The following is a 17,212-nucleotide window of genomic DNA, read 5'->3' as shown; positions in this document are numbered from 1 at the left end:
CCTACTGTTGCTGGCCCAGCCACCAGCGATCGTGCAGCCGCTTGCAGTGCCGCGCCGACAGCGGCTCGCGACCGTCATACCCGGGTAGCACCGCGGCCGCACCGGTGAAATCCTGGTGGGCGGTGTAGTCCGTGGTGACGATGACCGTCGCCAATCCGGCGCCTCGGGCGGCCTGCAGCCCCAATGCCGAGTCTTCGATGGCCATCGCGGAATCGGGCCGAATGCCCAATTCGTGCAACGCCCGCTGGTAAGCCTCCGGGTGGGGTTTGAGTCGCGTGACATCGTCGCCGGTGATCATCACCTCGACCACACCGTCGCCGATGAGTTGCCGGACCAGCGGCTCGACCCATGAGCGCCGGCCCGTGGTGGCGATCCCGATGCGGATGTCGGCACAGTGCAGGCCCCAGATCAGGTCGAGCAATCCCGGCCGTGCGTCGATATCACCGTTGAGGATCGAGTCGCGGAACAGCGCGGTCTTGGTGCGGTGCACCGCGGTGGCCAACTCGTCGGCGGCTTGTCCGTATCCGCGGGCCAGCAAGTCGGCGGTGATCCGGCGCTGGCCGCCGGTGATCCGCAGGAGTCGTCCGTACTCGACGGCATCCCAGTACACGTTGAGTCCGTGGTGGGCGAATGCGGCGTTGAACGCCAGACGGTGGCCGTCGCGTTCGGTGTCGGCGATGGTCCCGTCGACATCGAAGATGACGGCTTCTAGCTCGGGCACGTCGGCGTAAGCGCAGCGCGCCCGGTCCCACCAGAACGAGCGATTCCTGGTGATGGTGTCTGCGTGCATGACCGCCACCCACGCAGTATGAGCTGGGCCGATACGCCCCGGCATCCCCCGATCAGGGGATTGGCATAGCCAAACCTCACCCGTGCCATGGTCTGCCCCCATCTACCGGCCGGCGGCCAGGACGTGATGCATCAGCACCATCTGGGTGATCGCCAGCGGGGTGCTGCGTTCGTCGGCGCCGATCCGGCCCAGAGCTTCGGGAACGGCAGAGCCGTCCCGACCGAGCGCATGCCAGACCAACTTCTCGGCGGTGGCGCTCTCCTCGGGGCTGGCGTACCCGTGCACGTGGACGCTGTCCACGGGACGCCCGTCGCCGTCACGGGCCAGGCGCATGTGGATCGTTCGCGCCATGCCCGGCTGCAGCACGTCCGACAGGTCCGGTTGCTGGATGGTCGTGCGCAGCAGCAATGACGCCGACAGCGGCGTTCCGGGTGCGTCGTCGCGGGCTTCGATCGGGGCGAAGCGGACGACGATGTCGGCGTGTGACCGCTGGGGTCGGATGAATTCCGCGGATTCGGACTCTCGCTCGACCAGCTCGGCCAGCACCTGTTCCTCGGTATAGCCGCGACTGGTGGTGTCGCGCGTGATCTTCCAGGTTCGCCGGATCTGTTCGGGCGGGTCGAGGTAGACGGTGACATCGAAGCAGGCCCGAGCCAGCTTGCTGTGCAACGGCAACAGTCCCTCGACGATGATCACCTCGGCCGGCTCGACCAGCTGTGGACGGATGAGTCGTCCGGTGCTGTGGTCGTAGACCGGTTTGAGGATCGGCTGGCCGGTGGCCAGCAACTGCAGATGCTGGGCCAGGATCGGCAGATAGTGGCAGTCGGGATGCAGCGCGGTGAACGGCTTGTGTGCGCGCTCGTAACGGTCGTAGCGGTGGTAGTCGTCGGTGGACAGCATCGTGCATCGCTGCGGTCCGAGAGCATCGGCGATGCCCTTGGCCACCGTCGACTTGCCGGCAGCGCTGTCCCCGGCGATGGCCAGCAGCACCGGGCGACGACGGTCCTCGTGCGAGGCGCGACGAATCCGAATCATCTTGTCAGCCATCGCTATCCGGAGGTTCGTCGGCCGATCGGCCGAGAGTTCGCAGTGCGGTCTCGGCCACCGCTGCCGGCGAGAGTCCGAGGTGTTCGGCAACCTGTGGCCCCGGCCCGCTCTCGCCGAAGCGGCTGATGCCCACCACGGCGTCGCGTGGGCCGGCCAGCGCCCGCCAGCCGGTCGGAACTCCCGCCTCGATCCAGACGGCGGGCACGTCCGACCAACCGCGTGCGGTATCGAGCCACTCCCGGCACATCACAGACATGACGGCAGCGTTCACCCCACGTTCTTCCAGCAGGTCGGCGGCCTGCAGGGCGAGGGCAACCTCCGAACCTGATGCGCCGAGCACGATATCGGCCTTGCCGGGCACGGCGCGGACCGTGCGCGCGCCGTGCACGCGAATGTCGTCGAGGCCGGCGGCGTCCAGCACGGGAAGGTCCTGTCTGGACAGAATCAGCGCCGTCGGCCCATCCAGGTTGGTGGCCGCCAGTTCCCAGGCGAGTGCGGTCTCGGCAGCGTCGGCCGGCCGCAACACCGTCAGGCCGGGTATCAATCGCAGCGACTCGAGCTGCTCGATGGGCTGATGGGTGGGCCCGTCCTCGCCGACGTGCACGGAGTCGTGGGTGAACAGGTAGATCACCGGCAGTCGCATCAGTGCCGACAATCGCAGCGCCGGACGCAGATAGTCGGCGAACACCAAGAACGTGCTGCCGAACGGACGCAGGCCGCCGTGCAGGGCCAGCCCGTTCATCACCGCTGCCATGGCGTGTTCGCGGATCCCGAAGTGGATGGTGCGCCCCGCGTAGTCCCCGGGGGCGATATCGCCCCCGGGGATCGCGGTGTTGGTCGACGCGGCCAGGTCGGCGGATCCGCCGATCAGAGCGGGGTACACTTCGGCCAGCGCGGTCAGCGCGGTTCCAGATGCCTTGCGGGTGGCCATTTTCGAGGCCGATGTATCAACGCTGAGTTGTCGCAGCACGTCGACCGTCGTGAGCTCAGGTGTTCTGTCGAGCGGGAAGTGCTGAGCCAGGCCAGGATTCGCCGCCGACCAGTCCGCGTATGTCTGCTCCCACACTGCTCGGGCGGCTCCGCCTTGTGCGGCTGACGCCGACGCGGTGTCGGCGACCGAAGCGGGAACGTGAAATTCGCTGTCCGGCCAGTCCAGGCGTGAGCGCATCGCGGCGAGCGTCTGCGGGCCGAGAGGGCTGCCGTGGGCTTTCGACGTGCCTTCGATACCCGGTGCGCCGTAGCCGATGGTGGTCTTCACCCGGATGAACGTCGGCTTGTCGTCGTTGTCCCTGGCGCGGCAGAACGCACGGTCCAGGGCGGGCACGTCGTTGCCGTCGTCGACCCGCAGCACGTGCCATCCGTATGCCGCGAACCGGGCTTCGACGTCGTCGGCACAGCTGCGCTGGGCCGGACCGTCGATGGTGATGTCGTTGTCGTCGAAGATCACCGTCAACTTGCCGAGGCCCAGTCGGCCGGCCAGCGACGCGGCCTCGTGGCTGATGCCTTCCATCAGACAGCCATCGCCGGCGAGCACCCAGACTCGGTGATCGACGACGGTGTGCTCACCGGTGTTGCAGCGTGCGGCCAGCATTCGCTCGGCCAGCGCAAGACCGACCCCGTTGGCCAGGCCCTGCCCCAGCGGACCCGTGGTGGTCTCGACACCGGGGGTGTGCCCGTATTCGGGATGTCCGGGTGTCCGCGAACCGAGTTGCCGGAACCGGCGTAGTTCGTCGATCGGCAGGTCGTAGCCGAACAGGTGCAGCAGAGCGTAGAGCAACATCGAGCCGTGGCCGGCCGAGAGCACAAACCGGTCCCGATCCGGCCACTGTGGGTTGGCCGGGTCATGTCGCAGATGTCGTGACCACAGCGCCCACCCGATTCCCGCCGCGCCGAGTGGGAGCCCCGGATGGCCGCTGTCAGCCGCCTGCACGCCGTCGGCCGCAAGGAATCGAACTGTGTTCATCGCAAGCAGATCGAGCTCGCTGGTGCGAGCCTCGTCTTCGAGGGTCGGTGCTGAGGTCATCGCAGGGCCAGCCTTTGTGTTGCGGCGCTGCGCATCTCACGCGCACGTTCGTTCATGGTGCCCGGCCCGCTGAACAGTGCGGAGCCGGTACAGAAAACGTCGGCACCGGCGGCCGCGGCGGCTCCGATTGTCGAGGTGCTGATTCCACCGTCGACCTCCAGCTCGATATCCAAACCGCGGAGCTCGATTTCAGCGCGCGCCGCAGCGATCTTGGGCTCCATGTCGGCCAGATAGCGTTGACCACCGAAGCCGGGGTTGACGGTCATCACCAACAACAGATCGGTCACATCGAGGACGTTGACCACGGCCTCCAGCGGTGTGGCCGGATTGAGTGCCACTCCTGCCAGTGCACCGAGATCCCTGATGTGCGAGAGGGTTCGATGCAGATGACGGCAGGCCTCGGCGTGCACGATGACGATCTGACAGCCCGCGTCGACCCACCGGTGCAGCATCGGATCGGGATCGTCGACCATCAGATGGGCCTCGAATCCGATCGGGGTGCGGCCGCGGTTGGCCGCGATCACGTCCGGTCCGAAAGTCAGGTTGGGCACGAATGACCCATCCATCACGTCCCATTGGATGCGGTCGATGCCGGCCTGGTCGATCTGCTCGACATCACGCCCGAGTTCGGCGAAATCCGCGGGCAGCACCGAGGCAACCAGCTTCGGGGCCGACGTCGTCTTCACAGTCATCAGCACATCCCTCCTTGTGTTTGGCCAGATGCTAGGGCCGCAACGGCGAGGCTGATGTCCCCCGAAGGGGGGACCGATCGAGTTAAGTTGCCGGGGTTGAAAAGACGGGTGCCTTATCGTGGTGCCATGACGGCGCCGACGAATGGACCAGTGCGGGTCGTTCTTGTCGACGATCACGAAATGGTGATCGAAGGTCTCAAGGCCATGCTCTCCCCGTTCAAGAACCGGGTGCGGGTGGTGGGCGAGGCCGTGGGTGTCGATCTGGCACTGAGCGTCATCGCCAGCCTCAAGCCCGACATCGTGCTGTGCGACGTGCGTATGCAGGGTGCCAGCGGCCTTGACCTGTGCCGTGCGGTTCGGGAGCGCGACCCCGAGCGCAAAGTGATCCTGTTGTCGGTCTACGACGACGAGCAGTATCTGTTCCAGGCGCTGCGGGTAGGTGCATCGGGTTATCTGCTCAAGGGGATCAGCAGCGACGAACTCGTGCGGCAGCTGGAATTGGTGCAGGGTGGGGCGACGGCGATCGACCCGGGGCTCGCGGCACGTGCGGTCGACACGGCGGCGCGGCTGCAACGCGACGAGTTCTGGCCGGGTGCCCGCCACGGCTTGACCCAACGGGAGAGCGAGATCCTGTCGTTCGTGGTGACCGGCCTGTCCAACCGTGGCATCGCCAGCAAGCTGGTGATCGGCGACGAGACCGTGAAAAGCCATCTCCGGTCCATTTATCGCAAGCTCGGCGTCAGCGATCGAACGAGCGCGGTGGCCACCGCGTTGCGGGAGGGAATCTTCCAGTGACGCCGTCTGGGGGACTGGGCGCTCACGACGTTCACGGCCTGGTTGACGCCGACCGTGAGGTTGCGCTGCTGCTCGACATCATCGCGGCCACTTCCAGCGGTCCCGGGGTGGAGCCGATGGCCGCCGCGGTCGCTCGGATGATCACCGCCGCCACCGCTTCCGATGTGTGCTTCGTCCACGTCCTCGATGACACCGACCGGTCCCTGACCTTGGCCGGTGCCACCCCGCCCTTCGACGAACAGGTCGGCCGGGTGCGGCTACCGCTGGGGTCAGGCGTGTCGGGTTGGGTGGCCAGCCACCGCGAGCCGGTGGTCATCATCAGCAACAAGGAAGACGACCCGCGCTACGTGCCGATCGGGTCGCTGCGCGGTTCGGACTTCACCTCGATGGCGTCGGTCCCGATGGAGACCGAACCGGGTGGGCTTGTCGGTGTTCTCAACGTACACACCATCTCTCGGCGCGATTTCACCCCGCGCGACATTCAGCTGCTGCTTGTCATCGGGCGCCTGATTGCCGGGGCCCTGCACCAGGCCCGGCTTCACCGGCAGCTCAGCGCGCGTGAGCGAGCGCACGAGAACTTCGCTGAGCAGGTGATCGCCGCTCAGGAAAGCGAGCGTCGCCGGCTGGCCGCCGATATCCATGACGGGATCTCGCAGAGATTGGTCAGCCTGACCTACCGGTTGGATGCTGCGGCCAGGGCCGTCGATGACACAGACACCGTCGAGGCCGCGGAGCAGATCGAAAAGGCCCGCGATCTGGCGGATCTGACGCTTGCCGAGGCGCGTTCGGCCATCGGCGGCCTGCGTCCGCCGGTTCTCGACGACCTCGGCCTGGCTGGAGGGCTGGCCAGTCTGGCTTCCTCGATCATGGAGGTGGACCTCGAGCTGGAGCTCGCCGACGATCGGCTACCCGAGCACATCGAGGTCGCGCTCTACCGCATCGCCCAGGAAAGCCTGCAGAACGTCGTCAAGCACTCGCGCGCGATGACGGCGACCGTGTCGTTCACCGTCGGTGACAGTACCGCTCGACTCGAGGTGTCCGACAACGGTATTGGGTTCGATCCGGGTGTCGAACGGGTTCCGGGTACCAACAATGTCGGTGGCTACGGCATGTTGTCGATGGCCGAGCGGGCTGAACTCGTCGGCGGTCGGCTCGCGGTTCGGGCGCGGCCGGGATCGGGAACCACTGTCACGGTGACCATTCCGCTCGATGTGGCCGAGACCCCTCAGACCGACTGAAGCTTGCCGCGCAACCGCACGGCGGCCGCATTGGCGGCGACATGTGCGGACAGCGCCGCTTGACCGTCACCGATCAGTTGCTCGTCGCCGTGCCAGGCGGCCAGCGCTGGAGACACCAGCGCCCGCCCGAATGAGAACGTCAGCGGCCAGGGCGTGTCGTGACTCTGCATGGCGGCAAGGTTCGCCGTGGCCCGCTGCGGGGGCTGACCACCGGACAGGAACGCCACCCCCGCGAGATCCCCTGGCCACGCGCGCAGCACCTCGACGGTGGCAGCGGCAACGTCTTCGGGTGTCGCCGGGTGGGGATTATCCGAACCCTCGGTGACCATGTTGGGCTTGAGCACGATGCCCGCGAGGTCGACGTTGAACAGGGCCAGATGCTCGCGCACCGTCTGGTGAACGGCCGCAGTGACCTCGGCGCATTGGCCGATACCGTGGGCGCCTGCCGTCAGCACCTCGGGCTCGACGATCGGGACCAGGCCGGCCTCCTGGCATGCGGCCGCGTAGCGAGCCAGCGCATTGGCGTTGGCCACGATCGCACCAAGGCTGGGCGTGTTGGCGGTGATCGTGAACACCGCACGCCACTTGGCAAACGCCGCACCGGTTTTGGCGTATTCGGACAGGCGGCCGGCCAGTCCGTCGAGGCCTTCGGTGATCGTCTCGTCGGGCAGGCCGGGGCAAGGCTTGGCGCCGGTGTCGACCTTGATACCGGGCAAAATGCCCAGTGCCCGGCACGCCTCGGGGAACGGGGTACCGTCCGCGAAGGCCTGGTTCAAGGTCTCGTCGCACAGGATGATGCCTGACACGCCGTTCGCCAGATCCGGTGCGGTCGCGAGTAATTCACGGTAGTCGCGGCGACTCAGCGCGGTGGGGTTGACGCCGGCACCTTCCAGTCGCGATGACATGGTGCCGATGCTTTCATCAGCGGCCAGGATGCCCTTGCCGAAGGTGGTCATCTGCTGGGCGATCTGTCGAGTCGTGGTCACGGTGTGCCTCCCTGGTTCCGGTTCTGGCGCGAGCAGACGCGAAAGCCCCCGACACGCCGGGTAATTGGGGACTTTTGCGTCTGTTCGGCGTTCGGGGCCACGGTAGGGACGGCCATCGGGCGCGGCCTCACCCAGGAGGTGGAGGGCTGGGGGGAGTTCCCAATACTGAAGTAAATGGTTAATGATTAGGGCAGAATTCTAGATAGACAGGTTCATTGTCGAACGGGCAGCATTCGGGGCATGACGGAGAGATGGAACGCGGGGGTCATCCCCTACGCAGAAATGGGTTACTGGCAACCGGACTATGTGCCGAAGGACTCCGATGTCCTGTGCGCCTTCCGGATCACCCCGCAGGACGGTGTGCCTCCCGAGGAGGCCGGCGCCGCGGTGGCGGGTGAATCCAGCACGGCCACCTGGACGGTGGTGTGGACCGACCGGCTCACGACATTCGAGCATTACCAGGCCAAGTGTTATCGGGTCGACGCGGTGCCGGGCACGCCCGGCCAGTGGATCGCCTGGATCGCGTACGATCTGGACCTGTTCGAGGAGGGCTCGATCGCCAACCTCACCAGCTCGATCATCGGCAACGTCTTCGGCTTCAAACCGCTCAAGGCCCTGCGGCTGGAAGACATGCGGATCCCCACCCAGTACGTCAAGACCTTCCAGGGTCCCGCACACGGAATCGTCATGGAGCGGGAGCATCTGGGCAAGTTCGGCCGCCCGCTGCTGGGTGCCACCACCAAGCCGAAGCTCGGCCTGTCGGCGCGCAACTACGGCCGCGTGGTCTATGAGGCCCTGCGCGGCGGACTCGACTTCACCAAGGACGACGAGAACATCAACTCCCAGCCTTTCATGCGCTGGCGAGACCGGTTCTTGTACTGCATGGAGGCGGTCAACCGTGCACAGGCGGCGACCGGGGAGATCAAGGGTCACTACCTCAACATCACCGCCGGGACCATGGAGGAGATGTACGAGCGCGCGGATTTCGCCGCCGAGCTGGGATCGGCCATCGTGATGATCGACCTGACCATCGGCTACACCGCGATCCAATCGATGGCCAAGTGGGCCCGCAACAACAGCGTGATTCTGCACCTGCACCGCGCAGGCCACGGCACCTACACCCGGCAGAAGACCCACGGCGTGAGTTTTCGGGTGATCTCGAAGTGGATGCGGCTGGCCGGTGTCGACCACATTCACGCCGGCACCGTCGTGGGCAAGCTGGAAGGCGACCCCAACACGACCGCCGGGTTCTACGACACCCTGCGCCTGGACCACGTCGACGCCGACCCCGTCAAAGGCCTGTTCTTCGACCAAGACTGGGCGTCGATGCCGGGGGTCATGCCCGTGGCATCCGGTGGTATCCATGCCGGCCAGATGCACCAGCTGATCCACTACCTCGGCGAGGATGTGGTGCTGCAATTCGGCGGCGGCACGATCGGGCATCCGATGGGTATCGCGGCCGGCGCCGAGGCCAACCGGGTTGCGTTGGAGGCGATGATCAAGGCGCGCAACGAAGGTCGCGACTACTACAAAGAGGGTCCCGACATTCTGAAGAAGGCCGCGAGCCGCAATCGTGCGCTCGACACAGCGCTGGCGACCTGGGGCGACATCACCTTCAACTACGAATCCACCGACACCCCTGACGTCGTCGCTACGCCGACGAGCATCTGAGGAGATGAGCATGCGAATCACCCAGGGCACCTTCTCGTATCTGCCCGACTTCACCGATGAGGAGATCACCGCGCAGATCGACTACGCGCTCAGTCATGGCTGGCCGCTGTCGGTGGAGTTCACCGACGATCCGCACCCGCGCAACATCTATTGGGAGATGTGGGGACTGCCGATGTTCGACCTGATGGATGCCGCGGGAGTCTTGTTGGAAGTCAACGCGTGTCGGGCGGCCTACCCCAACCACTACATCCGGCTCAACGCTTACGATGCCAGCCTCGGCAGGCAGACCACCGCGCTGTCGTTCATCGTGAACCGGCCGCCGGATGAGCCCGGATTCCGGCTGGACCGGGCCGAGCAGGCAAACCGCACGATCGGTTACACCACCCACGCCTACGCCACCGATCGCCCGGCCGGCCTGCGGTACCCCGGCGAGTGAGGCGACGGTGACCACGGCCGCCAATCCACGGGTGTCGTTCGGATTCCGATCCGAGGAGACCGCACCCGAGGTGCTGTCGGCCGATGCCGTCGTGGATCTTGGTGCAGCCCGCCAGGATTCGGGTATCGACGATGTTCTTGACCGGCTCGATGTCGAGCTGGTGGGCCTCGAGCCGGTCAAGACCCGCATCGCCGAGATCGCTGCCCTGCTGCTGGTCGACAGGATGCGGGCGCGGTTCGGTATCGACGCTGTTCAACCCACACTGCATATGTGCTTCACCGGAAATCCGGGCACTGGCAAGACGACGGTGGCGCTGCGGATGGCCGACCTGCTGCACCGGCTTGGCTACCTTCGGCGCGGCCATCTGGTCAGCGTGACCCGGGATGACCTGGTGGGGGAGTACGTCGGGCATACCGCGCCCAAGACCAAGGACGTGATCAAACGCGCGATGGGCGGTGTGCTGTTCATCGACGAGGCCTACTACCTGTACAAGGTTGAGAACGAGCGTGATTACGGCTCCGAGGCGATCGAGATCCTGCTGCAGGTCATGGAGAACAATCGCGACGATCTCGTGGTCATTCTGGCCGGCTATGCCGACAAGATGGACCAGTTCTTCTCGGCCAACCCCGGTATGCAGAGCCGAATCGCCCATCACATCTCGTTCCCGGATTACACCGTCGCCGAGCTGGGGGAGATCGCGGCATTGATGAGCGATGCCATGGGTTATCGCTTCTCCGAAGAGGCCGCAGCGGTATTCGGCGATTACCTGCGCCGTCGGGTGGACCAGCCCTGGTTCGCCAACGCCCGCAGTGTGCGTAATGCGCTCGAACGGGCGCGGCTTCGACACGCGCGGCGGCTGTTGGCCGAGCCCGGCATGGTCGGCCTGGCAGAGTTGTCGACGATCGAGCCCGCGGATCTGTTGAGCAGCCGGGTGTTCGACGATGGGGAGAGTGAGGCGCCGCGATGACGACGAAGGCCAGGCTGCGTGCACTTGTCGAGCTTGCCGACACGGGATCGGTGCGTGGTGCCGCCGAGCGATTGGTGGTGACGGAATCGTCGATCTCGTCGGCGGTGCGTGCGCTGTCGGAAGAGATCGGTATCGCGCTGATCGACCGAAACGGCAGAGGCGTCAAACTGACTGCTGCCGGGCAACGCTACGTCGAGTACGCCCGCCGCATCCTCGGGCTGCATGACGAGGCCATTCTGGCCGCCCGCGGGGAGGCCGACCCGGAGAACGGGTCGGTGCGGTTGGCCGCGGTCACGACGGCCGGTGAACTGCTGATCCCCGCGGCCCTGGCGTCGTTTCGGGCCAAGTACCCAGGCGTGGTGCTGCACTTGGAGGTGGCCTCCCGCAATGCGGTGTGGCCGATGTTGGCCCGCCACGAGGTCGACCTTGTGGTGGCCGGCCGCCCGCCTGATGACCTGCGTAAGAAGGCCAGAGTGCGTGCCGCGAGTCCCAACACGCTGATCGTCGTCGGGCCCCCCTCTGCAGCAGCCGATTTCGAACCCGCGGCGGCGACGTGGCTGCTGCGCGAGCCGGGTTCAGGCACCCGTTCGGCCACGATGGCGTTGTTGGACGACCTCGACGTGAGTCCGCCGCTGCTCGTTCTCGGCTCGCACGGTGCGGTGGTCGCCGCTGCCGCTGCGGGCCTCGGGGTCACGTTGGTGTCTCAGCAGGCGGTGCAGACGCACCTGGACAGCGGTGACCTGGTGCAGATACCGGTGCCCGGCACACCGCTGAACCGGCCGTGGCATCTGGTCAGCCAGATCGCTCCGACGATGTCGACCGAGCTGTTGGTCAAGCACCTCGTCGGGCAGCGGGGGCTGGGCTGGCGTCCGATCAGTGGGGTCCGTAGCGCCGCGTCCTGACCGCTCGAATCACTCAGCGCCGCAAGGTCTCCGATGGCGCCTCACCCCAGCGCTTGCGGTATTCGACGGCAAAGCTCCCCAGGTGATGGAAACCCCAGCGTTCGGCGACCTGGGTGACAGTGACGCCGTCGGAGGGCAGTGCATCGGCGAGTTCCTCCTGCACGCGTTCCAGCCGGCGTTCCCGCACGAAGCTCATCGGGCTCATGCCCAGTTCCTCGCGAAATCCCTGCTGGATCGAGCGCACACTCATGTGCACCGCTTTGGCGATCGCATCCATCGTGATCCGCTCGGCAAGGTGGTCATCGACGTAGTTCATCGCGTTCTGGACCACGGCACGACGCTGATCCGACGGTGGCGGAGCGAGGAACTCCTCGTGATAGTTCGACGGCTGCAGTTGCAGCAGGCTGCTCATGACAAGTTCTTCCACCGCGCCGATACCCTGACCGCGCTGGATCAGCGAGCCCTCGTGAAACACCTCGGTATGGATCAGCTGCACCGCGGTGTGCCAACGCATTGCGGCTTCGGTTGCCAAATCGAACTCGGGATCGAAGACCAGCGGGCGCTTCAGACTGCGTCCGAGTAGGCGGGTCAGGTGCGCAACCATGGCGCGCTCCTCGACGCGGATGATCAGCTGTGGGGAGTCGTGGTCCAACGTCATTCGCAGCGAAACCCCGGGGCTGGTCACCGCCGACCGAATCGTGTTGGCTTCAAATGAATGTCCGCGATGCTCGACGAGCGCCCGCCCGTTCATCGGCATGTGGACCCCGAAGTACGGGCCGAGCATCGGGATGTCGATGGATGCCGCCACGTGTACGTCGAGATAGAGCATGCTCACGTTGCGCAGCCGCACGCCGTGCATCGTGGCAGCAAACCCGCTGATCTCGTCGGGACCGACGGTGAGGTTGAGCGGTCCGAGCGTCTTGGCGATCAGCCGGGAAGCCTCCGACACATCCTCGGTGTAGAAGATTTCGTTGTTAGCCAGTGCCGGCGGGACGCCGCGCGAGCGGACTTTGCGACGCACCGGGTTGCTGGTGCGACGGACGTCGATGTAGCCGAGACGGGTCAGTCGGGACATCAGCGCTGACCATGGCTTTTCCGGCCGAATAGTGAAGATTTGACTAAAGTATTCGCGGTGATCACGCAAGCCTCCAAGCACCCCAGCGCGCACCAACGCACTGAACTCTGCGTAATACTGACAGCTCCTGCGCGAAAGCGATAGGCATCGCGCAAATGCCCAGCTAGCTTGTGACGGAGGCCACATTGGCCGACGAAGACGCAACACGAGCGATCGGGAGGTTTGCATGACGGCAAACGGGCAGGCAGTCGCGGTTTCGCCCGCCGATCAGATCCGCGATCGGCTAGACGACCCAACGGTCGCCGCCGCGCTCAACACCCTGCTCGACCATGCCGATCTGCTGGCCGTGCTGGTCACCGGTTTGGACGGGTTCGTCCGTCGCGGCGATCTGATCACCGAGTCCCTGGCGTCCGCGGTCAACGACTTCAAGGGCGTATCGGTCTCCGGGGTGTTGCCGAGCGCCGAAGCGCTCAAGGACGTTGACGTGCAAGGTTTGATGCAAAGCCTTGCCACACTGTCGAATTCGCTGATCGCTGCGGCGCCGGCGCTCAACATGCTGCTGCCTCAGCTCGGGCAGGCGGTCACCGAGGGCAGCGCGGCGGCGGCCGCCGATCCAGGAGGGCCGAAGGGACTGTTCGGGTTCTGGAAGGTCACCAAAGACCCCGACGTGTCCCGAGGTCTGGGCTTCATGATCCAGATCGCCCGTGCCTTTGGCCGTCAGGTTGGCCAGTAGTGCCCCCCAATTGTCCGACTTACCGTCCCACAGTCGTTTCAGCCCAACGAATTTCGGCCGCGCCCTCGGCCGTCATCTGAGAGGAGTTCTTCCATGGCTTCCGTCCTCTGGTTTCAGGGAGGGGCATGTAGTGGCAACACCATGTCGTTCCTCAATGCCGAAGAGCCCAACGTCGTCGACCTGATCGTCGACTTCGGCCTGGACCTGATCTGGCATCCGTCGCTGGGCCTGGAGCTCGGCGCCAACGCGCAGAAGGTCTTCTGGGACTGCGCCAAAGGCGATCGTCCCCTGGACATCTTCGTCTTCGAAGGCAGCGTCATCGAAGCGCCGAACGGCACCGGCCGGATGGATATCTTCGCCGACCGGCCGATGAAGGACTGGGTCACCGATCTGGCCGGCGCCGCGCAGATCGTCGTCGCGATCGGTGACTGCGCCTGCTGGGGTGGGATCCCCGCGATGGAACCGAACCCCTCGGCCTCCACCGGCCTGCAATTCCACAAGCGGGACAAGGGCGGCTTTCTGGGCCCGGACTTCCGTTCCAAGATGGGACTACCGGTCATCAACATTCCGGGCTGCCCTGCTCACCCCGACTGGATCACCCAGATCATCGTCGCTCTGGCCACCGGTCGCGCCGGCGACATCGCCCTCGACGAGCTGCACCGACCCGAGACGTTCTTCAAGACGTTCACCCAAACCGGTTGCACCCGTGTGCAATTCTTTGAGTACAAGCAGTCCACCATGTCCTTCGGCGAAGGCACCCGCACCGGCTGCCTTTTCTACGAATTCGGCTGCCGCGGACCGATGACGCACTCGCCGTGCAACCGCATCCTGTGGAACCGGCAATCGTCCAAGACGCGTGCCGGCATGCCGTGCCTGGGCTGCACCGAGCCGGAGTTCCCGCACTTCGACCTCGCGCCCGGGACGCTGTTCAAGACCCAGAAAGTCGGCGGAATGATCCCGAAGGAAGTGCCGGAGGGATCCGATCACCTGACGTACATGGCACACGCGGCGGCGGCCCGCATCGCGGCGCCGCAGTGGTCCAAAGAAGACATGTTCGTCGTCTAGGCCGCCTGAAACCACCAGCCCTGGTTCAGCTCTCACCTTTTGGAGGACTTTCTCATGACCGCGCTCGACCTTTACGTCAGCCCACTGGGCCGTGTCGAGGGTGACCTCGACGTCCGGGTCACCATCGACGACGGCATCGTCACATCGGCCTGGACAGAGGCCGCGATGTTTCGCGGCTTCGAGATCATCCTGCGGGGCAAAGACCCGCAGTCCGGTCTCGTCGTGTGCCCCCGCATCTGCGGCATCTGTGGTGGCAGCCATCTGTACAAGTCGGCCTACGCCCTGGACACCGCGTGGCGCACCCACATGCCGCCGAACGCGACGTTGATCCGCAACATCGCGCAGGCTTGTGAAACGCTGCAGTCGATTCCGCGCTACTTCTACGCGTTGTTCGCCATCGACCTGACCAACAAGAACTACGCCAAGTCCAAACTCTACGACGAGGCGGTTCGCCGCTTCGCCCCGTACGTGGGCACCAGCTACCAGAAGGGTGTGGTGCTGTCCAACAAGCCGGTCGAGGTCTACGCGATCTTCGGCGGGCAGTGGCCGCATTCCAGTTTCATGGTGCCCGGTGGGGTGATGTGCGCGCCGACGCTGTCGGACGTGACGCGCTCGATCGCGATTCTCGAGCACTGGAAGGACAATTGGCTCGAGGGCGAGTGGCTGGGCTGCAGTATCGACCGCTGGCTGGAGAACAAGACCTGGGAAGACGTCCTCGCCTGGGTCGACGAGAACGAGTCGCAGTACAACAGCGACTGCGGCTTCTTCATCCGCTACTGCCTCGACATCGGTCTGGACAAGTACGGCCAAGGTGTGGGCAACTACATCGCCACCGGCACGTACTTCGACCCGACGCTGTACGAGAACCCCACCATCGACGGTCGCAACGCGGCCCTGATCGGCCGGGGTGGCATTTACGCACAGGGCCAGTGGCACGAGTTCGACCAGGCCAACGTCCGCGAGGACACCAGCCACTCCTTCTATCAGGGCAGCAAGCCGCTGCACCCGTTCGAGGGCGAGACCATCCCGGTCGATCCCGAAGAGGGCAGGAAGCAAGGCAAGTACAGCTGGGCCAAGTCGCCGCGCTACACGGTCGGCGATCTGGGCAACATTCCGCTGGAAGCCGGACCACTGGCACGCCGGATGGCTGCGGGCGGCCCCAACGCCGCACCGCACCAGGACAACGACCCGTTGTTCGTCGACATCATGAACAAGATTGGGCCGAGTGTCCTGACCCGGCAGCTGGCCCGCATGCACGAGGGCCCGAAGTACTACAAGTGGGTCAAGGGCTGGCTCGACCAGCTCGACCTCAAAGAGAGCTTCTACACCAAGCCCACCGAGTACGCCGAAGGCAAGGGTTTCGGCTCCACCGAGGCGGCTCGCGGTTCGCTCAGCGACTGGATCGTCCTGGAAGACAACAAGATCAAGAACTACCAGGTGATCACGCCGACGGCGTGGAACATCGGGCCCAGGGACGGCAACGAGGTTCTGGGCCCGATCGAGAAGGCGCTGGTCGGCTCGCCGATCGTCGATCCCGACGATCCCGTCGAACTCGGCCATGTGGCACGTAGCTTCGACTCCTGCCTGGTGTGCACCGTGCACGCCTATGACGGTAAGACCGGCAAGGAGCTGTCGAAGTTCGTCATTAACGGAATGGTGTGATCCCGGCGATCGAGCCTGGGGCGCACGACTCCCGCAGCAACCCAGGCGGTTCCGATGCCAGCACCCCTTCGCTGGACATCGGACCGCCTGGGTGTGCGGTCTTGGTGGTGGGCTGCGGTAACTTGCTGCGCGGCGACGACGGAGTCGGGCCGGTTCTGGTCCGGCACCTCTGGGAGCGCGGCGTGCCCACCGGGGCCCGTCTCGTCGACGGCGGCACCGCGGGCATGGACGTCGCGTTTCAGATGCGCGGCGCCGAGCGGGTGGTGATCGTGGACGCGTCCGCCACGGGTGCGCGGCCCGGGACCGTCTACCGCGTGCCCGGCGAGGAGCTGGCCGATCTGCCGCCACTGCAGGGCTTGCACACCCACTCTTTTCGGTGGGATCACGCAATCGCCTTTGCCCGTTGGGTGCTGGCCGATGCCTGCCCGAGCGATATCACCGTGTTCCTGATCGAGGCGGGTGGCGTCGAGTTGGGCGCCGACCTGTCGGAACCGGTGGAGGCCGGGATGGAGCAGGTGATCGACCTTCTCGAGCGGGACTATCTGGGCCCACTGCGGCCGCGGATCGGCGACGACATCTCGGTGCGATTCACCGACGACGGCTATGTGCGCCTCGATGCGGCGTTGGCGGCCAGCAGATTTCCTTCGGATGCCGTCGCGGCGATGGTACGCGAGGACGACCTCTGGTTGATCCCGCTGCGGGGTCCTCGCAGCGGCGGGTTGTTACTCAAACAGCGCAACCCGGCGGGCGACCGGTCCCTTCTGGTGCGCGAAGTACTCGCGGACCGTCCCGTCACCGGTGTTCATCAGGCATTCTGGGACGATGCACAGCAGGCTTTGCGGATTCCGCTGGGGTTGGCCCGGTGATCGTCATGTGTGAAGAGCCTCGGCCGAAGACCACGCCCCGCAGCGAGAGCTCCACCGACGAGGCATTGGATGTGCACACCGTCGTCGTCGAAGAGCGCGGGCGTTGGGCCGTCGACATCGTCGTGGTCTTCGCCGATGGAGTGGTGCGCAAGCGCATCGACACCCACAACACCAAAGCCCGTGCCGAACTGTCGGCTCGATTGATCAAACGCGCAGCCGAGCGCGATATCCGCGGACCCATCCACGGATGAGGGGAGAAGATTC

The 17,212-nt window shown here is 65.6% G+C and carries 17 protein-coding genes; 11 read left to right on the top strand and 6 right to left on the bottom strand.

Going from position 1 to position 17,212, the window contains the following annotated elements:
* Nucleotide 1 precedes the first annotated feature (1 nt).
* The 4 genes from EV580_RS04995 to rpe all read right to left on the bottom strand — a co-directional run bounded on the left by EV580_RS04995 (nt 2) and on the right by rpe (nt 4,552).
* Complete coding sequence (locus EV580_RS04995; protein ID WP_133689989.1) at nt 2-790, bottom strand: HAD-IA family hydrolase; 789 nt, start codon at nt 788-790, stop codon at nt 2-4.
* 102 nt (nt 791-892) lie between these two features.
* A complete protein-coding gene (locus EV580_RS04990) occupies nt 893-1,837 on the bottom strand; it encodes a phosphoribulokinase (RefSeq protein ID WP_133689988.1) in 945 nt (314 codons plus the stop codon).
* On the bottom strand, nt 1,830-3,860 hold the full coding sequence (tkt, locus tag EV580_RS04985; protein ID WP_133689987.1) for a transketolase: 2,031 nt from the start codon (nt 3,858-3,860) through the stop codon (nt 1,830-1,832). The genes EV580_RS04990 and tkt overlap by 8 nt, the downstream gene beginning before the upstream one ends.
* Nucleotides 3,857-4,552, bottom strand: coding sequence for a ribulose-phosphate 3-epimerase (rpe, locus tag EV580_RS04980; RefSeq protein WP_133689986.1), 696 nt, complete (start codon nt 4,550-4,552; stop codon nt 3,857-3,859). The genes tkt and rpe overlap by 4 nt, the downstream gene beginning before the upstream one ends.
* A gap of 126 nt (nt 4,553-4,678) precedes the next feature.
* On the opposite strand from rpe, the gene EV580_RS04975 reads away from it, so the two are divergent.
* Together EV580_RS04975 and EV580_RS04970 are read left to right on the top strand one after the other, a co-directional pair.
* Nucleotides 4,679-5,347 (top strand): response regulator, encoded by a 669-nt coding sequence (locus tag EV580_RS04975; RefSeq protein WP_133689985.1) that lies wholly within the window; start codon nt 4,679-4,681, stop codon nt 5,345-5,347.
* The gene (locus tag EV580_RS04970) at nt 5,344-6,585 is read left to right on the top strand and encodes a GAF domain-containing sensor histidine kinase (protein ID WP_183502060.1); all 1,242 of its coding nucleotides are present in this window, start codon (nt 5,344-5,346) and stop codon (nt 6,583-6,585) included. The genes EV580_RS04975 and EV580_RS04970 overlap by 4 nt, the downstream gene beginning before the upstream one ends.
* Here the strand turns inward: EV580_RS04970 and EV580_RS04965 are convergent.
* Nucleotides 6,573-7,571: a class I fructose-bisphosphate aldolase gene (locus EV580_RS04965; RefSeq protein WP_133689984.1), complete on the bottom strand. Its 999-nt coding sequence runs from the start codon at nt 7,569-7,571 to the stop codon at nt 6,573-6,575. The genes EV580_RS04970 and EV580_RS04965 overlap by 13 nt on opposite strands.
* Nucleotides 7,572-7,811: 240 nt before the next feature.
* Between EV580_RS04965 and EV580_RS04960 the strand changes: the two genes are divergently transcribed.
* The 4 genes from EV580_RS04960 to EV580_RS04945 are packed head-to-tail and all read left to right on the top strand — an operon-like array spanning nt 7,812 to nt 11,547.
* Nucleotides 7,812-9,242, top strand: a complete 1,431-nt coding sequence (locus EV580_RS04960) for a form I ribulose bisphosphate carboxylase large subunit (RefSeq protein ID WP_133689983.1) — start codon at nt 7,812-7,814, stop codon at nt 9,240-9,242.
* Between the two features lie 10 nt (nt 9,243-9,252).
* Entirely contained in the window at nt 9,253-9,678 is a 426-nt protein-coding gene (locus tag EV580_RS04955) for a ribulose bisphosphate carboxylase small subunit (protein ID WP_133689982.1), read from the top strand.
* A gap of 7 nt (nt 9,679-9,685) precedes the next feature.
* On the top strand, nt 9,686-10,645 hold the full coding sequence (gene cbbX / locus EV580_RS04950) for a CbbX protein (RefSeq protein ID WP_133689981.1): 960 nt from the start codon (nt 9,686-9,688) through the stop codon (nt 10,643-10,645).
* Nucleotides 10,642-11,547 carry a LysR family transcriptional regulator gene (locus EV580_RS04945; RefSeq protein ID WP_133689980.1) on the top strand — a complete coding sequence of 302 codons (906 nt, stop codon included), beginning with the start codon at nt 10,642-10,644 and terminating at the stop codon, nt 11,545-11,547. The genes cbbX and EV580_RS04945 overlap by 4 nt, the downstream gene beginning before the upstream one ends.
* Nucleotides 11,548-11,560: 13 nt before the next feature.
* On the opposite strand, the gene EV580_RS04940 is transcribed toward EV580_RS04945, so the two are convergent.
* Complete coding sequence (locus EV580_RS04940; protein ID WP_133689979.1) at nt 11,561-12,622, bottom strand: AraC family transcriptional regulator; 1,062 nt, start codon at nt 12,620-12,622, stop codon at nt 11,561-11,563.
* 226 nt (nt 12,623-12,848) lie between these two features.
* Between EV580_RS04940 and EV580_RS04935 the strand changes: the two genes are divergently transcribed.
* The 5 genes from EV580_RS04935 (at nt 12,849) to EV580_RS04915 (ending at nt 17,199) form a co-directional block, all read left to right on the top strand.
* Nucleotides 12,849-13,355: a helical membrane plugin domain-containing protein gene (locus EV580_RS04935; protein ID WP_133689978.1), complete on the top strand. Its 507-nt coding sequence runs from the start codon at nt 12,849-12,851 to the stop codon at nt 13,353-13,355.
* Between the two features lie 93 nt (nt 13,356-13,448).
* Nucleotides 13,449-14,420 (top strand): NADH-quinone oxidoreductase subunit B family protein, encoded by a 972-nt coding sequence (locus EV580_RS04930; protein WP_133689977.1) that lies wholly within the window; start codon nt 13,449-13,451, stop codon nt 14,418-14,420.
* Between the two features lie 54 nt (nt 14,421-14,474).
* Complete coding sequence (locus EV580_RS04925; RefSeq protein ID WP_133689976.1) at nt 14,475-16,082, top strand: nickel-dependent hydrogenase large subunit; 1,608 nt, start codon at nt 14,475-14,477, stop codon at nt 16,080-16,082.
* A gap of 104 nt (nt 16,083-16,186) precedes the next feature.
* The gene (locus EV580_RS04920) at nt 16,187-16,948 is read left to right on the top strand and encodes a hydrogenase maturation protease (protein ID WP_133691047.1); all 762 of its coding nucleotides are present in this window, start codon (nt 16,187-16,189) and stop codon (nt 16,946-16,948) included.
* 5 nt (nt 16,949-16,953) lie between these two features.
* Complete coding sequence (locus tag EV580_RS04915) at nt 16,954-17,199, top strand: hypothetical protein (protein WP_133689975.1); 246 nt, start codon at nt 16,954-16,956, stop codon at nt 17,197-17,199.
* Nucleotides 17,200-17,212 lie beyond the last annotated feature (13 nt).

Source organism: Mycobacterium sp. BK086, assembly GCA_004362315.1.
Taxonomy (GTDB): Bacteria; Actinomycetota; Actinomycetes; order Mycobacteriales; family Mycobacteriaceae; genus Mycobacterium.
The sequence above is the reverse complement of the archived record's forward strand: the minus strand, read 5'-3'. Positions and strand labels throughout refer to the sequence as shown.

Coding starts and splice junctions, on each gene's coding strand:
- tkt (WP_133689987.1), bottom strand. CDS start 3,860: ATGACCTCAGCACCGACCCTCGAAGACGAGGCTCGCACCAGCGAGCTC.
- EV580_RS04960 (WP_133689983.1), top strand. CDS start 7,812: ATGACGGAGAGATGGAACGCGGGGGTCATCCCCTACGCAGAAATGGGT.
- EV580_RS04935 (WP_133689978.1), top strand. CDS start 12,849: ATGACGGCAAACGGGCAGGCAGTCGCGGTTTCGCCCGCCGATCAGATC.
- EV580_RS04925 (WP_133689976.1), top strand. CDS start 14,475: ATGACCGCGCTCGACCTTTACGTCAGCCCACTGGGCCGTGTCGAGGGT.
- EV580_RS04995 (WP_133689989.1), bottom strand. CDS start 790: ATGCACGCAGACACCATCACCAGGAATCGCTCGTTCTGGTGGGACCGG.
- rpe (WP_133689986.1), bottom strand. CDS start 4,552: ATGACTGTGAAGACGACGTCGGCCCCGAAGCTGGTTGCCTCGGTGCTG.
- EV580_RS04930 (WP_133689977.1), top strand. CDS start 13,449: ATGGCTTCCGTCCTCTGGTTTCAGGGAGGGGCATGTAGTGGCAACACC.
- EV580_RS04940 (WP_133689979.1), bottom strand. CDS start 12,622: ATGTCCCGACTGACCCGTCTCGGCTACATCGACGTCCGTCGCACCAGC.
- EV580_RS04945 (WP_133689980.1), top strand. CDS start 10,642: ATGACGACGAAGGCCAGGCTGCGTGCACTTGTCGAGCTTGCCGACACG.
- EV580_RS04915 (WP_133689975.1), top strand. CDS start 16,954: ATGTGTGAAGAGCCTCGGCCGAAGACCACGCCCCGCAGCGAGAGCTCC.
- EV580_RS04990 (WP_133689988.1), bottom strand. CDS start 1,837: ATGGCTGACAAGATGATTCGGATTCGTCGCGCCTCGCACGAGGACCGT.
- EV580_RS04975 (WP_133689985.1), top strand. CDS start 4,679: ATGACGGCGCCGACGAATGGACCAGTGCGGGTCGTTCTTGTCGACGAT.
- EV580_RS04955 (WP_133689982.1), top strand. CDS start 9,253: ATGCGAATCACCCAGGGCACCTTCTCGTATCTGCCCGACTTCACCGAT.